The organism is Blochmannia endosymbiont of Camponotus pudorosus (genome assembly GCF_059934925.1).
In genome coordinates this window covers 343,152-361,087 of record NZ_CP011793.1, presented here as the reverse complement: position 1 = coordinate 361,087, position 17,936 = coordinate 343,152, and the positions used below count along the sequence as shown (strand labels likewise).

The following is a 17,936-nucleotide window of genomic DNA, read 5'->3' as shown; positions in this document are numbered from 1 at the left end:
AAAATATTGTAATTATTATTATATTCGATATAATTAGATTTAATTTCATTCTTTCTTTACAAGATACAAATAATTAATTTTAATTTGGTATTTTAAAATTAATTTTTTTTATACTCTAGTTATCATATGTATTTATAAATGAATATGAGATTATTAGAACATAGAAAAATTAAGTAATAGATATTCATTAAAATTTTATATTAACTATAAATATTATTTCATGGTAATATATCATTTACATTATATTAAATATTGAAAATTTTTTATATTTATTTTATTAATAACTTTTAACTTGTAATTTTAATTGTCAATAAAGATTATTCATGAGAGTTATATTTTTAAATAATTCAAATCAAATTGCCCAATGGGTTTCACATTACATAGTTTGGAAAATAAATTCTTTTCATCCTACTGAAATAAATCCGTTCATATTAGGATTACCAACAGGAAGTACTCCAATAAAAACGTATAAAAATCTTATAAAACTATATCAAAATGGACAAGTGAGTTTTAAGCACATAATAGTGTTTATGATGGATGAATATCTTGGGTTATCTCAAGAGGATAAAGGAAGTTACTATAAGTTTATACATAAAAATTTTATTAATCACATTGATATTAAAAAAGAAAATGTAAATTTTTTAAATGGAAATGCTGATGATTTAAATGTTGAATGCGAGAGATATGAAAAGAAAATTAAATCATATGGGAATGTTCATTTATTTATAGGAGGTGTCGGTAGTGATGGACATCTTGCTTTTAATGAACCTGGATCTTCTTTAAATTCAAGAACTCGAATTAAAAATTTAAGTAAAGAAACACGATTATCAAACTCTAAATTTTTTAATAATAACATTGATTTCGTTCCAAAATTTGCATTAACTATTGGATTAGCCACATTACTTGAATCTCAGGAAATAATAATAATAGCTACAGGACGAGATAAAGCAGTTGCAGTACAAGCTGCAATTGAAGGAAGTATTAATCACATGTGGACTATAAGTTGCTTACAATTACATCCAAAATCTATATTAATATGCGATGATTTGTCAACTATGGAACTTAAAATCAAGACTGTTAAGTATTTTCAAGAATTAGAAACACATAATTCAGCTGTTTTTAATTATTAAACTTTATTTCATAATTATAATAATTATTATAACATGTATGCTTTAATTAATAGTAAGATATATACTGGATATAGTATATTGAATGATCACGCTCTTATTATATCTAATGGACATATTAAAGAAATTTGTCCAATTAATTATTTACCCGATAACATAAAAACTTATAATTTGTTGGGGCTGATTATGTCTCCTGGATTCATAGATTTACAGCTTAATGGATGTGGTGGCGTACAATTTAATGATGATATACAATCAATATCTATGAAAACATTAGAAATCATGAAAATTACTAATAGGCGATTTGGTTGCACTAGTTTTTTACCAACATTGATTACTAGTAATGATTTGTTGATAAAAAAATCTGTTGAAGTAATACGTATGTTTTTAAATCAAAATAAAAACCAAGTTTTAGGTTTGCATTTAGAAGGTCCTTTTCTTAATCCTAAAAGAAAAGGAATACATAATTCTAATTTAATTAGAATACCAACAAAAGAAATAATAAACTATTTATGTAATAATAGTAGTATTATAAAAAAAATTACTTTAGCTCCTGAAAAATTAGATTGTGTGGTGATTGAAAAATTACAAAAATCAGGGATATGCGTATCTATTGGACATTCCAATGCTACTTATTATGAATCTAAACTTAGTTTTTCATTCGGAGTATCTTGTGGAACTCATTTGTTCAATGCCATGCCTCCGATATATGCTCGAGAACCAGGAGTTATTGGAGCTATTTTTGATGCTCCAAAAATTTATTGTAGCATCATAGCGGATGGTATACATGTACATTGGAATAATATAAAATATGCCAAGCAAATAAAAAAAGATTATTTAATTTTAGTAACTGATGGAACTAGTCCTTCTGGAGCAGAATATATTACTGATTTTATTTTCTCTGGTGAAATTATATTTCATCGTAATAATATGTGTATAAATAGTCGTGGTGTGCTTAGTGGATCTAGTTTGACAATGATTCAAGCTATACAAAATAGTGTAAAACATGCTAATATTCCTTTAGACGAAGCGTTGCGTATGGCCACTTTATATCCAGCTCGAGCTATAGGAGTAGATGGTAATTTAGGTAGTATAGAGAAAAATAAGATTGCTAATCTAGCTATTTTTAATAAACAATATCAAATAAAAAAAACTATCGTGAATGGAGAAATATACACAATTTCTAATTAAGTAGTAAAACAGAGAAGAATTAATAGTATTTTATATTACAATCTAGTTAATCGTATTTTTATTTACCGTTTTTAAATAAATGTGATTGTATTAGTGAAATCAGTTTACACAAAAATTAGTTTTGAATTTAATTAAATAATTTTTATTTAGAAACTAAAAATTTATTTTATAACTATTATTATATAGTAATAATGTGTTGGCTACGTAGCTCAGTTGGTTAGAGCGCAGCACTCATAATGCTGAGGGCACAGGTTCAAATCCTGTCGTAGCTATTGTTTTTATTATTTATTTAATTTTTAGATAAAATTTATATAAGAAGCAATTAAAAATTTTATTTATTTTATATGATCTATAATTTACATAAATTAACTATTTTATATAATAAAACATACGGGAGTGGCGAAATAGGCAGACGCTCCAGATTTAGGTTCTGGGACCATCAGGTGTGCGAGTTCAAATCTCGTCTCCCGTATTGTTATTTTTAGACATATAAATTAAGTAAAATGTATTTTTAAACACAAAACAACTTATAATTTATATACAACATACAATGGGGTATAGCCAAGAGGAAAGGCAACGGGTTTTGATCCCGTCATTCCCAGGTTCGAATCCTGGTACCCCAGTTTTTAAATGTTAGGAATAAATCACTAAATCATACTAGTATATGTACGGCATTCTAAAAATTTAATCACGCTAAATTTTAATGAATTATCAAATTACTTAATAAAATTTAACGTACCTACTGCATATTTTAATATCTTTTTCTTTATGAAAGGTATTTTTTCTATTGCCATAAAAGTTATATTTCTTGTGATTTTTAATGGTATAAAATTATTATGAAATATTATATATAACCAATGTATACTATTTTGCATTAAATAAACATCAATTTTTCGGTATTTTTGATAAGATTGTAATATAGTATTTAAAACATATCCATCTTTTTTGAAATCAATTATCTGAATGATTAATTCAGATAATTTTATAACATCTCGAATACCTAAATTGATTCCCTGTCCAGCTAAAGGATGAATTGTATGTGCTGCATCTCCAATCAGAACTCCTCCTGCAAAAATAGAACAATTTGCTTGATGACTATGCAATGGAATTGTACATATATTATGTAATGAAAAATCTCCTAATTGCTTATAAAAATTATCTTTTATTTTTTTTTCTAAAATTAATTTGGGTAAACATTTTAGTTGACGAATATATTTGCTTGTGTCAAACCACATCAATGATCCCCAACAATCATATAAAGGTAAAAAACCTATAGGTCCTCTGGGAGTAAAAACTTGCCAAATTGTTCCTTTTTTAGAATATTTCGTTTTAATAGTTAATAACATGCAATATTGATCATATACATATTCTGTGATTCCAATACCTATTTTTTTGCGAATTTGGGAATTTACCCCATCAGCTCCTATTAATAATCTGCTATTTATTACAACACCATCATTTAAAGTACATTGCCAATATTTACCATCATACTTTAAAGTAGTTAGTATAGATGAATAATACAATGTTATTTTTGAAGAATCTATCAGTCCTTTCCATAAAGCTAATTTCAATCGATTATTTTCAATAATATACCCCATTTCAGACAGACCTATAGAATTGGCATGAAATGTTACCATAGATACAGGCCATTCCCATACTTTTAAACAATGATATGATGTACGAAACTTTGAAGGAATATCTTTCCAAATATTAATTTTTCTAAAAAATTCTACTGAAGCATAATTAATTGCAGAAACTCGAACATCTGGTACACTACTGCTATTTTCTGTCAAAATTAAATTATTATCATTCACTACAGCAATTGTCATTCCAGATTGTGCTAAACGTAATGCTAAAGATGATCCTATAATACCAGCTCCAAATATTAATATATCATAAAATGATTTGTTATTCATATTATTTTATCTATAATTTTATATTCTATATATTAAAACAGTACGGTATAAGACTACAAACATTTTTCCAAAAATACACGAATTTTAATAAAATTTGTAGTAGAATTTGTCTTTAATATTAAAATTGTTATATTTATAATATAAAATATGTTTATAATATGTATCAATAATATTAACAATATATAATACTTATACTGTATATGTTATGTTAAAAATCATTATCTTTTATAATTATTTTATTAATATGGTTATAATAAATTTTAATTAATAATGTTATAATGATATATAACACATATTACATTAAATATGATTTAAATTTATAAATTTTATTATAAATATTAGTTTTGATAATTTTAATTAATTTATAAGAATAAGGAAATAATATTTGAATGTAAAAACTACAGAAATTGCCCTAACACCAATAAACAATAACAGATTAAATAGTTTATGTGGACCTTTTAATGATAATTTAAAACAATTTGAACATCAGCTGAAAATTAATATTAATAGACACAATAATATTTTTAAGTTAACAGGATTGTCTTTATCAATAGATATTGCTATTAAAGCTTTAATATCTTTATATAAAAATACAACATCTGTACATGGAATAATTAATGACATTAATCCAGCACAAGTATCATTCGCCATTCAGTATATTCAAGAGTTAATAAAACAACCAAATTTTTTGAACAATGTGAAAAATAATTTTATTTCAATACAAATGCAAATTATATTAAAACATAGAACTATTAGACCTCGTACTATAAATCAGGCTCGATATATTGCTAATATCTTTAACCATGATGTTACATTTGGAATAGGACCTTCAGGTACAGGAAAAACATATTTAGCAATAGCTATTGCAATTGATTTATTAGAACGTAAAAAAAACCAACATATTATTCTAAGTAGACCTGCTATTGAAGCAGGAGAAAAATTAGGTTTTTTGCCTGGAAATTTTAATCAAAAAACAGATCCTTATATACAACCATTGTATGATGCATTAAATGATGTATTAGGATATAAACAAATGGAACAACTTATACAAAATAATATGATTGAAGTAATCCCATTAGCGTATATGCGTGGACGAACATTAAATAACGCTATTGTTATTTTAGATGAAAGCCAAAACACAACTATTACACAAATGAAAATGTTTTTAACTCGAATCGGATATAATTCTAAAGCAATTATTACTGGCGATATTACTCAAGTTGATTTACCATCACATCAAGAATCCGGGTTAGCACACGCTATTAAAATATTATCTATAATTAAAGATATTAGTTTTAACTTTTTTGATAAAACAGATTCGGTTCGTCATGCAATAGTTACTAAAATTATAGATGCATATGAATCTTGTGAATTAATATAAATTCTATATATTAAAGTGTAAGGATATCATTTAACAATGAGTAATAAAATTAATCTTCATTTACAAATAGCATGCATAAATTTATACGGTATACCTAATGAACACACAATTAGGAATTGGATAAAAAAAATTTTTTTTGTGTATAAAAAAAAAATAGAGTTAACTATTCGAATAGTAGATACACAAGAAATGTTATTTTTAAATTGGTATTATGCAGGCAAAAAATATCCAACAAATGTTTTATCTTTTCCTTTTAAAGTTCCATCAGGAATACCATCTACATTATTAGGAGATATTATCATTTGTAAACAAATTGTAGAATACGAATCGAAACAATATAATGTATCTTCTATTATACATTGGGCTCATATGATTATTCACGGATCATTACATTTATTGGGATATAATCATATTTTAAATGAAGATGCTGAATTAATGTATAAAATGGAATTAAATATGATCCAAAAATTTGGATATCAAACGTGTTGTTTTCTTAATTAAAAGCATTTTTATACTAAATAAGTGTATATAATAATATTATGAATAACCATGTGGAGGAAAGTACTAATTTAATTCGAAAAAAAAATTTTTTTACCATAATATTGCGTCATTTATTTCGAGATAATTTTAAAAATAGAAATGATTTATTAAATTTAATTCGTGATTTTGAAGAAAATTCTTTAATTGATGCGGACACAAAAAACATGTTAGAAGGAGTAATGGAAATTGTTGAACAAAAAGTTAGAGATATTATGGTGCCTAGATCTCAAATTATCTTTTTAAAAAATACACAATCTTGGGATGAACAATTATCCATTATCATTAAATCTGCTCATTCTAGATTTCCAGTATTACATGGAAATTTAGATCAAATTAAAGGTATTCTTATCGCTAAAGATTTATTGCCTTTTATGCTGAACAAATCTCAATCATGTGATATTGATCAAATGTTACGTCCAGCTATGGTAGTACCAGAAAATAAAGGTGTTGATAGAATGTTAAAAGAATTTCGAGCAAAACGATGTCATATGGCAATTATAATTGATGAATTTGGCAGTATGTCTGGTATTATTACAATTGAAGATATATTAGAATTAATTGTAGGTGAAATTGAAGATGAATATGATAATGAAAATTCTTGTAATATTTATCAAATAAATGACCATACTTTTTTAGTAAAAGCATTAACTTCTATTAATGATTTTAACAAAATGTTTAACTCACATTTTTACAATGAAGAAATAGATACTATAGGAGGATTTATCATGCAATCTTTTGGACATTTACCTACAAATGGAGAATCTATTAATATTTCTGGTTATACTTTTAAAGTTACTATTACTAATAATCATCGTATTATCCAATTACTAGTACAAATTCCTAACAATACATTATATTTATCTAATAAATAAAAAATTTTACTGATATGTATTCAATATTGTGATGTCAAATTTTAAGAATCAATATGCGCAATTAATATTAGCGCTGACGTTTGGCATGTGTGGTATATTAGCATTTTCTCCATATGATTTTTGGCCAGCTAGTATTATTTCTTTAACTGGATTGTTCGTAATCATTTTAAATGTTTCATGTAAACAAGCAGTATGGAATTCATTATTATGGGGGTTAGGTTTTTTTGGAGCTGGATTGTATTGGATTTATATTGGCATTTCTCAATATTTTAATATTAACGAAATTATAAGTGTTTTATTAATTTTTATATTAATAATATACTTAACTATTTTTCCAGTATTATTTGCTATGTTTTTTATAATATTACAATCATTTCCAATTAAATGGAATATATTAAGTATTTTTGTATCAATACTATGGTCTATTGTTGAGCGTTTTAGAGGAAATATCTGTAGTGGATTTCCTTGGTTACAATTTGGCTATACCCAAATTGACGGACCAATGAAAGGGATAGCACCTATTTTAGGAGTGGAAGGTATAACATTTATTTTAGTATTTATTAGTATCTTATTTGCATTAAGCATAAAAACAATACAATTATTTCCATTTTTTTTATCTCTAATTATATTAGTATTGCTATATCCATTAACATGGGTTAAATGGTATCACTTAGAGCCTGATCGAATTACTACTATTTCTTTAATTCAAGGTAATATTGATCCATATTTAGAATACAATTTCAATCATATTGAATTAGTATTGCAAACATATTTACAACATACTTTACCTTTGATTGGAAAAACAAAAATTGTTATATGGCCCGAATCAGCTATTCTTGGTCATGAATTATTTCATAATAAATTTTTAACATTATTAGACAGCCAATTAAGAGAACATAATACTTGTTTAATTACTGGAATTATCAATAGCAAATTTTCTACTAAAAAAAATAAGTATCATCATTATAATAGTATTATTGTGTTAGGAAATACTACGCCTTATACGTATTTACACAATAATAGATATAATAAGCATCATTTAGTTTTATGCGCTGAAAGATTTCCGTTACAATATTTTTTTGAACCTTTATTTCAATATTTTAAAATACCTATTGCTTTTATGAAAAGTGGTTGTTATTTACAACCACAATTAAATGCTATGAATATAAAAATCACTGCTGCTATCTGTTATGAAATAATTTTAGGTAATCAAATACGTGATAATTTTAAAATTAATAGCGATTTTTTATTGACTATTGCTAATGATGCATGGTTTGGGCATTCTATCGGACCTTGGCAACATTTTCAAATGGCGCGCATGAGAGCAATGGAACTAGGAAGACCCATGTTGTTTTGTACAAATAGTGGTATCACTGCTATCATTTACGCGGATGGATCTATCCAATCACAAATCCCTCAGTTTATTTCTACTACACTTACTGAAAATGTAATTCCAACCACAGGTCTCACTCCATATGTTCAGTTTGGGTCATGGTGGTTATTTATAATAATTATAATAATATGTATTATATATCCATTATTGCTAATTAGTAATATGTTTCTTAAACAATTTTATAACTATAATCGAAAACATAATTAAAAATCGACAATTATATTTAATTAATCTATATTGAAATATTGTTTCGTATATTAAAAAAAAATATAATTAATACTATTAAGAATTTGTTATTGTTTTTAGAAAAAATATTAAATTTAATACAATTAAAGTTATGGAAAAATTTTATTCTCCTAATCATATAGAACATATAATTCAAAAATATTGGTATGAACGCCAAATATTTTCAGTTAAAGAAGACAAAAAAAAACAAAAATATTACTGTTTATCTATGATTCCTTATCCATCTGGAAAATTACATATGGGTCATGTTAGAAATTACACTATTGGAGATGTAATTTCTAGATACCAGCGTATGCTTGGTAAGAATGTACTGCAACCAATGGGATGGGATGCTTTCGGATTACCCGCAGAGCAAGCTGCAATAATAAATAATACAGACCCATCAGAATGGACATATTCCAATATTTCTTATATGAAAAACCAATTAAGATCATTAGGTTTTGCTTATGATTGGAATAGGGAAATTATTACTTGTAAACCTCAATATTATAAATGGGAACAGTGGTTTTTTAATTATCTATATAAAAAAGGATTAGTTTATAAAAAAACAACAGTAGTAAATTGGTGTTCGTATCATAAAACAGTTCTAGCAAATGAACAAGTTATTAATAATAGTTGTTGGCGCTGTCAGAACCCAATACAGTATAAAAAAATGCCACAATGGTTTATGAAAATTACTCATTATGCAGAAGAATTATTAGAAAGATTGGATCAATTAAAATATTGGCCTAATCAAGTTAAAGTTATGCAACGAAATTGGATTGGACGATCTTCAGGAGTTAATGTTATTTTTAAAATCATGAATAGTACAAAAACCATTACTGTCCATTTAACTAGATTAGATATTTTTATGGGAATTACTTACTTAGCATTATCAACAGATAATCCTATATCCTTAATGATAGCGCAAACTGATTCAGAAGTAAACAGTTTTATTAATATTTATAATGTGAATTTAATACAATTTTATAAAAAAGATTATTTTAATAAAAATAAAAAAGGTATATTTACTCATATTTATGCAATTCATCCAATTAATAATAATAAATTGCCAATTTGGATAGTAAATTTTGTAATTCCTGTAGAAATTGATGGAATAGGAGCAATCGCAGCATGTCCTGCTCATAACCAACAAGATTGGGAATTTGCTCATCAATATCATTTACCAATAAAACCTGTTATTAAATATATGGATAATAAATTGCCTAATATTCGAACTAAAGCAATGGTTAACTTAGGAATACTATTTAATTCTGGTGATTTCGATGGATTAACTTCTAATATTGCTTCTAGTATTATTACTCAAGTATTACTTGATAATAAGTTAGCTAATTTAAAAATATTATATCGTCTAAAGGATTGGAGTATATCACGCCAACGTTATTGGGGTGTGCCAGTACCAATGATAACTTTAAAAAATGGAATGATTGAACCTGTTCCTTTAAATGAATTACCAGTAACTTTCCCTAAAAAATTATATTTATCTTATTATGGTACTAATAATTCTGCAGAATTAAATATAAATAATTGGATGAAAATTACATATAAAAATCAAAACGCTATTAGAGATATTGATACCTTTGATACATTTGTAGAATCGTCTTGGTATTACGCGCGTTATACTTGTCCTAAATATCACAAAGGAATGTTAGATTCTAGTGCTGCTAATTATTGGTTACCAATTGATCAATATATAGGAGGTATTGAGCACTCTACTATGCATTTAATATATTTTCGTTTTTACCATAAATTAATGAGAGATGCAGGTCTAATAAATTCACATGAACCAGCAATACGACTATTATGTCAAGGAATGATATTATCAGAAGCATTTTATTATATAGCAAGTAATGGTCAAAAAATATGGGTATCTCCTGCTAATGTAACAGTTACTCGAAATAATACAGGTCATATAATAAAATCTGTCGATGTAGATGGTAATAATTTAATTTATGCTGGAATGTGTAAAATGTCTAAATCTAAAAACAATGGCATTGATCCAAACTCAATGATTCAAAAATATGGTGCAGATGCTGTTCGTTTCTTTATAATGTTTGCAGCTCCAGTTCATTCTGCATTAGAATGGAAAGAATCCGGAATCGAAGGGGCTTATCGATTTCTTAAACGATTATGGCATATAACTTATCAACATGTTAAATTAGGACTGATTGACAGTGAACTTCATTTTTGCAAACTCAGTAATAAAAATAAATTTACTAGACATTTAGTACATGCAACCATAGTAAAAGTTACTGATGATATTGATCGAAGACAATCCTTTAATACTGCCTTATCAGCTATCATGCAATTAGTTAATCATTTAAAAAATGTTTCTCAAATCAGTATTCAAGATAGAATAGTTTTAGAAGAAGCACTTTCCGTAACAATACGATTATTATATCCATTTACTCCTCATATTAGTTTTGCTTTATGGAAATCATTAGGAAATGTAGAAAACATTGATTGTGCTCCATGGCCAATATTTGATGATAAAGCAATACAGGATGAAAATGTACTGATTATTGTACAAATTAATGGTAAAAAAAAGACAAGTATTATTATTTCAAAAAATAGTGATAAAGATACAATTTATAAAATGGCAGAACAATCAATTAATCTATATAAAAATTTTACAAAAAAACAAGTATATAAAATTATATATATTCCTAATAAAGTAATTAATTTTCTTATAAAATAAATATCAATGTTTTTAATAAAAAATCTTTTATTTTTTTTAAAAATAGATATTTATATATTATTAATATTATTTTCAGGATGTAATTATCAATTAATTTCTACAAATACGTATGATATATGTAATGCAAACAACTTTGAAATTGATAAAAACAAACGATTGACAATTTTGCTAAAAAGTTCTGATCCATTTAATTCAATTATTCGATATATAAAACAAGAATTGTATATAAATAATATAGATACTATTGACAATATATATGATAATACTACTTTCATAAATAAAAATTACACATCACATGTACCCAGTTTAAATATTATGCACATTTCAAAAAAACATATGACTGTTTCTGTATTTCCAAATGGGATAGAATCTGAATATCAAATAATTTTAAAAATACAAGCCGAATTTTTTATTCCTCATCAAGTTAATTATTATCCTGTTTTGATTCAAACATATAGAAACTTTATAAAAAATCCAGAAAAAGCTTTATCTAATTTAATACAAGAAAATGAAATACTAGAAGAAATGTATCAAGATGTAGCATATAAACTAACAAAACAATTTATTAATTGTATTAGTAAACATAAACAATAATAAAATATTTGTATTAAATATTTATATAAATTAATTAATTTTTAAAAACTGTATGATTTGGATATATCCGGAACAAATATCTGAAAAATTAAATAAAAACAATAATCGTATATATATATTATGTGGAGATGACTTATGTTTATTACAAGATAGTCATTTATACATTTTAAATACAATCAAAAAATCAAACAATTTAGAACATTTTCAAGTTAGATTAAACACACATTTCAATTGGAATGAAATCTTTGAATTATGCAAAATAACTGATTTATTTTCAAAACTAAAAGTATTATCAATACTTTTTTCTAAAAATTACCCTGTTTCTTATTTTGAAAAAAATAGTTCAATTTTGTTATCATTAATTCATGATAATCTAATATTAATTCTAATTATATACACATCTAATCAGATCATTCAACATAATAATATATGGGTGAACTTTTTTAAGAAAAAAAGCTTATTGATAAACTGTACTACACTAAAATATTCAAGACTATTGACATGGGTACAAAATCAATCTAAAAACATGAACTTAATTATAGAAAATTTAGCGTGTCAATTATTATGCTATTATTATGAAGGCAACACTATTTTATTAAAACAAACATTAAAACATCTATCTCTAATTTTTCCTGACGGAAATTTAACTTTTGATCGAATTAAAAATATTACGGTAGATTCATCTTGTTTTAATTATAATCATTGGCTAGAATCGGTATTAATAGGTAAAAAAAAACGTGCAAATCGGATTTTAACACAATTAGATCAAATGCATATTGATTTAAAAGTATTATTACATAAAATTCAACATGAAATATTAATAATAATTCAGATTAAACATGATATTAAAATACAGGGAAATATATTACCTATATTATTTAATAAATATAAGATATATACTCAATATCATCGTGTACTTTTATCAAAGGCAATTCATAGATTGAATTTCATTCAACTACATAAAGCTATATCATTATTAACGCAAATGGAACTAAGATATCATCAAAATTATACAGAAGTTTCTAAAATAAATTTTGAATTATTAATAGAAATATTATGTTATAAATACAATAACATGATTTAACTAAGAATCAGATATTTGATAATAATTTAATCTTTTGATTATAATAGTAATAAAAATATGATGTATTATATCTATATATAGATATAATTATGTGATCTTTTTGAATTACGTAAATTAATAAACATTTAATAATAAAAATTATATTATAATGATATCGCTATGATTATATCAAAAAGTTATACAAATATTTTAAAAGGAATGTTGAAATTTGAAATTTGAAATATTAAAACAATTTGTGATTAATTGTATTAATGATTTAAAAGGTCAAGATATTATTTGTTTAGAGATAAATACTAACAAATATAAATATAGTATTACAAATTTAATGATTTTATGCACTGGCCAATCCAGACATCATGTTATTTCTATTGCTCATAATATAGTAAAACAATGTCGTAACATAGGCCTTCAAAAATCTTACAGAATAGAAGGTATAGAGTTTGGAGAATGGGTTTTAGTTGATTTAAATGATATAATAATACATATTATGAAAAATGAAACTCGAAAATTATATGAATTAGAAAAATTATGGATTTAGTATTATATTTTTAAAAATAATGAAAAATCAACATACATCTAAATTTTAATATATACAATTAAATATTCTTTACAAATATATTATTTGATAATACATAACAATTTTGAATGAAATCTCATAAATTTCAAATTTTTTCTGATCATTCAGCTAAATTACTATTCATACAACGAATAATAGTTGCATTTAGTATTATTATAATAATAGTTAGTATTCTATTCATTCATTTATATAATATACAAATAGTACAATTTCATATATATACAATGCGCTCTAATGAAAATCGAATTAAAATAATACCTATTTCTCCAAAAAGAGGTATTATTTATGATCGTAACGGAATAGCATTAGCGATGAACCGTACTGTGTATTATTTAGAAATAACTTTAGAACATATTTTAGATTTAAATAAAACTCTTCACGAATTACAATCTTTACTACAATTGAGTGCTGAAGACATTAATAAATTTAAAAAAGAATGTAAACGTTATCCCCAATTCATACCAATCCCTATTAAAATTAAATTAACAGAAGAACAACGAGCTCGATTTGCTGTAAATCAATTTCGATTTAATGGAGTAACAATAAAACGATATCAACTTCGTTATTATCCATATGGATCTATATTCACTCATGTTATCGGATATGTTAGCAAGATTAATAAATCAGACATACAACAATTACATAAAAACGGTACATATTCAAAATATATAGCAACTCAAAATATTGGAAAATTAGGTATTGAACGTTATTATGAAAATATTTTACATGGTACTCCAGGATATGGAGCAGTAGAAGTAAATAATCGTGGAAAAATTGTTCGAAAATTATATGAAAAACAACCAATACCAGGAAAAGATATTTTATTAACTTTAGATGCACATTTACAACAATATATTACTAAATTATTAGTAGGTAGCCGATCTTCTGTAATAGTAATTGATCCTAGAAATGGCGGAATTCAAGCGTTAGTTTCTCATCCTAGCTATGATCCAAATTTATTTGTCAATGGTATTTCTAAATCAGAATATTATCTTTTACTAAAAAATCATGATTGTCCTTTACTAAATCGTGCTACTCAAGGTGTATATCCTCCAGCATCTACTGTAAAACCATATATCTCAGTATCTGCATTAATTTTAGGAGTTATAAACAAAAATTTTTCTTTTTTTGATCCAGGTTGGTGGAAATTACCTGGTTCTGAAAAACGATTTAGAGACTGGAAACGATGGGGACATGGTGAACTAAATATCACTAAAGCTTTAGAAGAATCTTCTGATACATTTTTTTATCAAATTGCTTATAAAATGGGGATAGATAATTTATCAGAATGGATGACAAAATTTGGATATGGAAAATATACAGGAATCGATTTATTTGAAGAATTAACAGGAGTTATGCCTAATAGAGATTGGAAAATAAAAAGATTTAAAATACCTTGGTACCAAGGAGATACAATATCTGTAGGAATTGGTCAAGGATACTGGACTGCTACTCCAATTCAAATGTCTAAAGCTTTAATAACTTTGATTAATGATGGCAATGTTCGTGTACCTCATTTATTGAATCGTATATTATTGAATAGAAATTATTCTATTTCATATAATCAAATTGAACATAATCAAGTAGGAGATCCTACATCAAATGTATGGAAAATAGCCAAAGATGGAATGTTTGGAGCAGCTAATCGTCCTAATGGGACTGTAAGAAATAGTTTTTTTAATGCTTCATATAAAGCAGCAGCAAAATCTGGTACAGCACAATTATTTAGATTAAAAAATCATCAAAATTATGATCCTAATAAAATTTCTAAATATCTTAAAGACCATAAATTAATGACAGCTTTCGCTCCCTATGATAAGCCTACTGTGGCTATAGTCATCATTTTAGAAAATGGAGGAGTGGATATGCCTATTGGAACAATCACTAGAAAAATATTTGATTATATTTTATTATAAAAATTTTAATATTTTACTTTGTATTAATAAACAATCATTTTCATAATGAATCAAAATATTTACAGAAAAAATATCTCTTTTAAAACATTTCATATAGATTTAATATTATTCTCATTAATTTTTTGTATTTTATTATGCAGTATTTTTATCACATGGAGTGCAAGCGGACAAAATATAGAAATAATTCATCAAAAAATAATTCAGATTATAATTGGATTTATAATAATGTTTTCATTAGCACAAATACCGCCGAAAGTGTATGAAATATATGCGCCATATATATACAATATATGTCTTATTCTACTTATTTTAGTGAATATTACAGGACATGTTAGTAAAGGAGCTCAACGTTGGTTAGATGTAGGGTTAATGAAATTTCAGCCTTCAGAAATATCTAAATTTTCTGTTCTGCTAGTAACAACGTATTACTTAAATAAAGGCCAATATCCTCCTTCTATTAAAATAATTTTTATAATATTACTACTAACTATTATTCCTACTGTTTTTATATTATTACAACCAGATTTAGGTACTGCTATTTTAACAGCTAGCTCTGGACTATTTGTGTTATTTTTATCTGGGATCAGTTGGAAATTAATAATAATTATATTACTAACAATTTTAGCATGTATTCCTATATTATGGTTTTGTTTTATGCATCCATATCAAAAAATTAGAATATCTATGTTATGGAACCCAGAAACTGATCCTCTAGGATCAGGATATCATATTATTCAATCAAAAATTGCTATTGGTTCAGGAGGTTTAACTGGAAAAGGATGGTTGCACGGTACTCAATCTCAATTAGAATTTTTGCCTGAACGTCATACTGATTTTATTTTTTCAGTAATTGGAGAAGAATTTGGATTTATAGGAATATCTATATTATTTATATTATATTTAAGTATAATATTAAGAGGGTTTATTATTGCAATTAATGTGCAACATATGTTTGGACGAATAATAATAGGTAGTTTCATGTTGATGTTATTTCTAACTATTTTTATGAACGTAGGAATGGTCACTGGTATATTGCCAATAGTGGGGATACCTTTGCCTTTAATGAGTTTTGGAGGATCTTCTTTACTAGTGCTAATGGCAGAATTTGGATGTATCATGTCTATACATAGCCATCGAAAAATGCTGTCAAAAACCTTATAAAAGTTATCAGGAATATATATGATTTTTACAAAATGATTTAATTTTATTAAAAATATTAAAGATAAATGATACTATTGTTTTGTGTTTCATGTACTACCATTTTTATATAATGAATAATATTAATTATTTAAATTAATGAATAGTCCTATTATTTTTATAATAGCAAAGTAATTTTCATTTTTTTTGATAATTATCATTTCTAAAATTTTGAATATATAATACAGAAAACACTCCTAAAATTAATAAAGTCATTCCTAATAAAATTAACGGAGATGGCCATAATTGACGATATATAAAAGCATATACCAAACCTGCTATTGTTTCGAATACAATTACAGATCCAATCAAAGTAGTTGGTAATCTTTGACTTGCTTCATTCCAAAAAAAAGTTCCTAACCAAGAACAACAAAAACCAATTAAAATCATTAAAAAAATAAAAAAAAATGGACGAGGACCTAATGGTAATACAAATTCATCTTTTGTATAGTATGAATATAAACATATAATAAAATATGCAAAACATGATAATGGTAAAGTTACTATTCCTTGAGCATTAGCCCAAGTAACAGGCTTATTATTTGGATGAGTCTTTAACCAATAAGCATTCCTTAATGCATACCATGACCAACATATCACAGAAATTACTGCTAAAACCACCCCAAATATATATTCTAAAGAATTATATTTAATGAGACATTCAGATTTTAATTCAGCAATATTAACACATAACAATCCTATTCCAATTAATATAACAGGCATGATAACAATAGAAAATTTATATAATTTTTTATTATTTTTTTTTTGATGATTATTAGCAACAATATATGATTTTATTGTAATCATTATAGGTAACGTTCCAATAATAGCTGTTGAAATAGGCGCTCCTATTCGTTGAATAGCACTAGCTAAGCAAGTATAATATATTAAATGCCCAGCTATTACTAATTTAGTAGCTTCTATCCAATCTGTTAGTAATAATTTGCATAAATGTTTTCTATTAATCCATGATAATGGTAATGAAATTAACCCAAATGCTATATAACGACCTGAAGCTTGTAATATTCCAGGATATTCCGGTACCAACAGTGGACCTATAAAAATTAAACCCCACAATGATCCTGATATTACAGCGCAAACGATTCCTAAAATCATTATAATTATACTACTATACTATAGTGATATAATAAAATATCTAATATATAGTTACCATTACTTAATTAAAGTAACAATTTTAAAAATT

Annotated in this window: 14 protein-coding genes and 3 tRNA genes; 15 read left to right on the top strand and 2 right to left on the bottom strand. The window is 25.2% G+C overall.

All coding sequences use genetic code 11. From position 1 onward, the window contains the following. Positions 1-323: 323 nt before the first annotated feature. The 5 genes from nagB to Bpudo544_RS01615 all read left to right on the top strand — a co-directional run bounded on the left by nagB (position 324) and on the right by Bpudo544_RS01615 (position 2,941). Positions 324-1,130, top strand: a complete 807-nt coding sequence (gene nagB / locus Bpudo544_RS01635) for a glucosamine-6-phosphate deaminase (RefSeq protein WP_500824985.1) — start codon at positions 324-326, stop codon at positions 1,128-1,130. Positions 1,131-1,163: 33 nt separating this feature from the next. Continuing rightward, entirely contained in the window at positions 1,164-2,318 is a 1,155-nt protein-coding gene (nagA, locus tag Bpudo544_RS01630; protein ID WP_500824983.1) for an N-acetylglucosamine-6-phosphate deacetylase, read from the top strand. A 198-nt stretch (positions 2,319-2,516) separates the two neighbouring features. After that, positions 2,517-2,590 (top strand) — tRNA-Met (locus Bpudo544_RS01625). A gap of 118 nt (positions 2,591-2,708) precedes the next feature. Next, positions 2,709-2,790, top strand: a tRNA-Leu gene (locus tag Bpudo544_RS01620). A gap of 79 nt (positions 2,791-2,869) precedes the next feature. Continuing rightward, positions 2,870-2,941 (top strand) — tRNA-Gln (locus Bpudo544_RS01615). A gap of 93 nt (positions 2,942-3,034) precedes the next feature. Here the strand turns inward: Bpudo544_RS01615 and Bpudo544_RS01610 are convergent. Next, the gene (locus Bpudo544_RS01610; protein ID WP_500824982.1) at positions 3,035-4,234 is read right to left on the bottom strand and encodes an FAD-dependent monooxygenase; all 1,200 of its coding nucleotides are present in this window, start codon (positions 4,232-4,234) and stop codon (positions 3,035-3,037) included. Positions 4,235-4,619: 385 nt separating this feature from the next. Here Bpudo544_RS01610 and Bpudo544_RS01605 point away from each other — a divergent pair, with 385 nt between their 5' ends. The 10 genes from Bpudo544_RS01605 to rodA all read left to right on the top strand — a co-directional run bounded on the left by Bpudo544_RS01605 (position 4,620) and on the right by rodA (position 16,696). Beyond that, positions 4,620-5,615: a PhoH family protein gene (locus tag Bpudo544_RS01605; RefSeq protein ID WP_500824980.1), complete on the top strand. Its 996-nt coding sequence runs from the start codon at positions 4,620-4,622 to the stop codon at positions 5,613-5,615. Positions 5,616-5,651: 36 nt separating this feature from the next. Continuing rightward, positions 5,652-6,116 (top strand): rRNA maturation RNase YbeY, encoded by a 465-nt coding sequence (ybeY, locus tag Bpudo544_RS01600; RefSeq protein WP_500824979.1) that lies wholly within the window; start codon positions 5,652-5,654, stop codon positions 6,114-6,116. Positions 6,117-6,151: 35 nt separating this feature from the next. Then, the gene (gene corC, locus Bpudo544_RS01595) at positions 6,152-7,027 is read left to right on the top strand and encodes a CNNM family magnesium/cobalt transport protein CorC (RefSeq protein WP_500825632.1); all 876 of its coding nucleotides are present in this window, start codon (positions 6,152-6,154) and stop codon (positions 7,025-7,027) included. 31 nt (positions 7,028-7,058) lie between these two features. Beyond that, a complete protein-coding gene (lnt, locus tag Bpudo544_RS01590; protein WP_500825599.1) occupies positions 7,059-8,627 on the top strand; it encodes an apolipoprotein N-acyltransferase in 1,569 nt (522 codons plus the stop codon). Positions 8,628-8,757: 130 nt separating this feature from the next. Continuing rightward, positions 8,758-11,364: a leucine--tRNA ligase gene (gene leuS, locus Bpudo544_RS01585; RefSeq protein ID WP_500825598.1), complete on the top strand. Its 2,607-nt coding sequence runs from the start codon at positions 8,758-8,760 to the stop codon at positions 11,362-11,364. 6 nt (positions 11,365-11,370) lie between these two features. Then, a complete protein-coding gene (locus Bpudo544_RS01580) occupies positions 11,371-11,958 on the top strand; it encodes an LPS-assembly lipoprotein LptE (protein ID WP_500825597.1) in 588 nt (195 codons plus the stop codon). Between the two features lie 52 nt (positions 11,959-12,010). After that, positions 12,011-13,042 carry a DNA polymerase III subunit delta gene (gene holA, locus Bpudo544_RS01575; RefSeq protein ID WP_500825595.1) on the top strand — a complete coding sequence of 344 codons (1,032 nt, stop codon included), beginning with the start codon at positions 12,011-12,013 and terminating at the stop codon, positions 13,040-13,042. Positions 13,043-13,250: 208 nt separating this feature from the next. Then, a complete protein-coding gene (rsfS, locus tag Bpudo544_RS01570; protein WP_500825594.1) occupies positions 13,251-13,580 on the top strand; it encodes a ribosome silencing factor in 330 nt (109 codons plus the stop codon). 107 nt (positions 13,581-13,687) lie between these two features. Continuing rightward, entirely contained in the window at positions 13,688-15,535 is a 1,848-nt protein-coding gene (mrdA, locus tag Bpudo544_RS01565; protein ID WP_500825593.1) for a peptidoglycan DD-transpeptidase MrdA, read from the top strand. A gap of 45 nt (positions 15,536-15,580) precedes the next feature. Next, positions 15,581-16,696: a rod shape-determining protein RodA gene (gene rodA, locus Bpudo544_RS01560; protein ID WP_500825592.1), complete on the top strand. Its 1,116-nt coding sequence runs from the start codon at positions 15,581-15,583 to the stop codon at positions 16,694-16,696. Between the two features lie 174 nt (positions 16,697-16,870). Here the strand turns inward: rodA and Bpudo544_RS01555 are convergent, their stop codons facing one another. After that, complete coding sequence (locus tag Bpudo544_RS01555; RefSeq protein ID WP_500825590.1) at positions 16,871-17,848, bottom strand: DMT family transporter; 978 nt, start codon at positions 17,846-17,848, stop codon at positions 16,871-16,873. Positions 17,849-17,936: the final 88 nt, after the last annotated feature.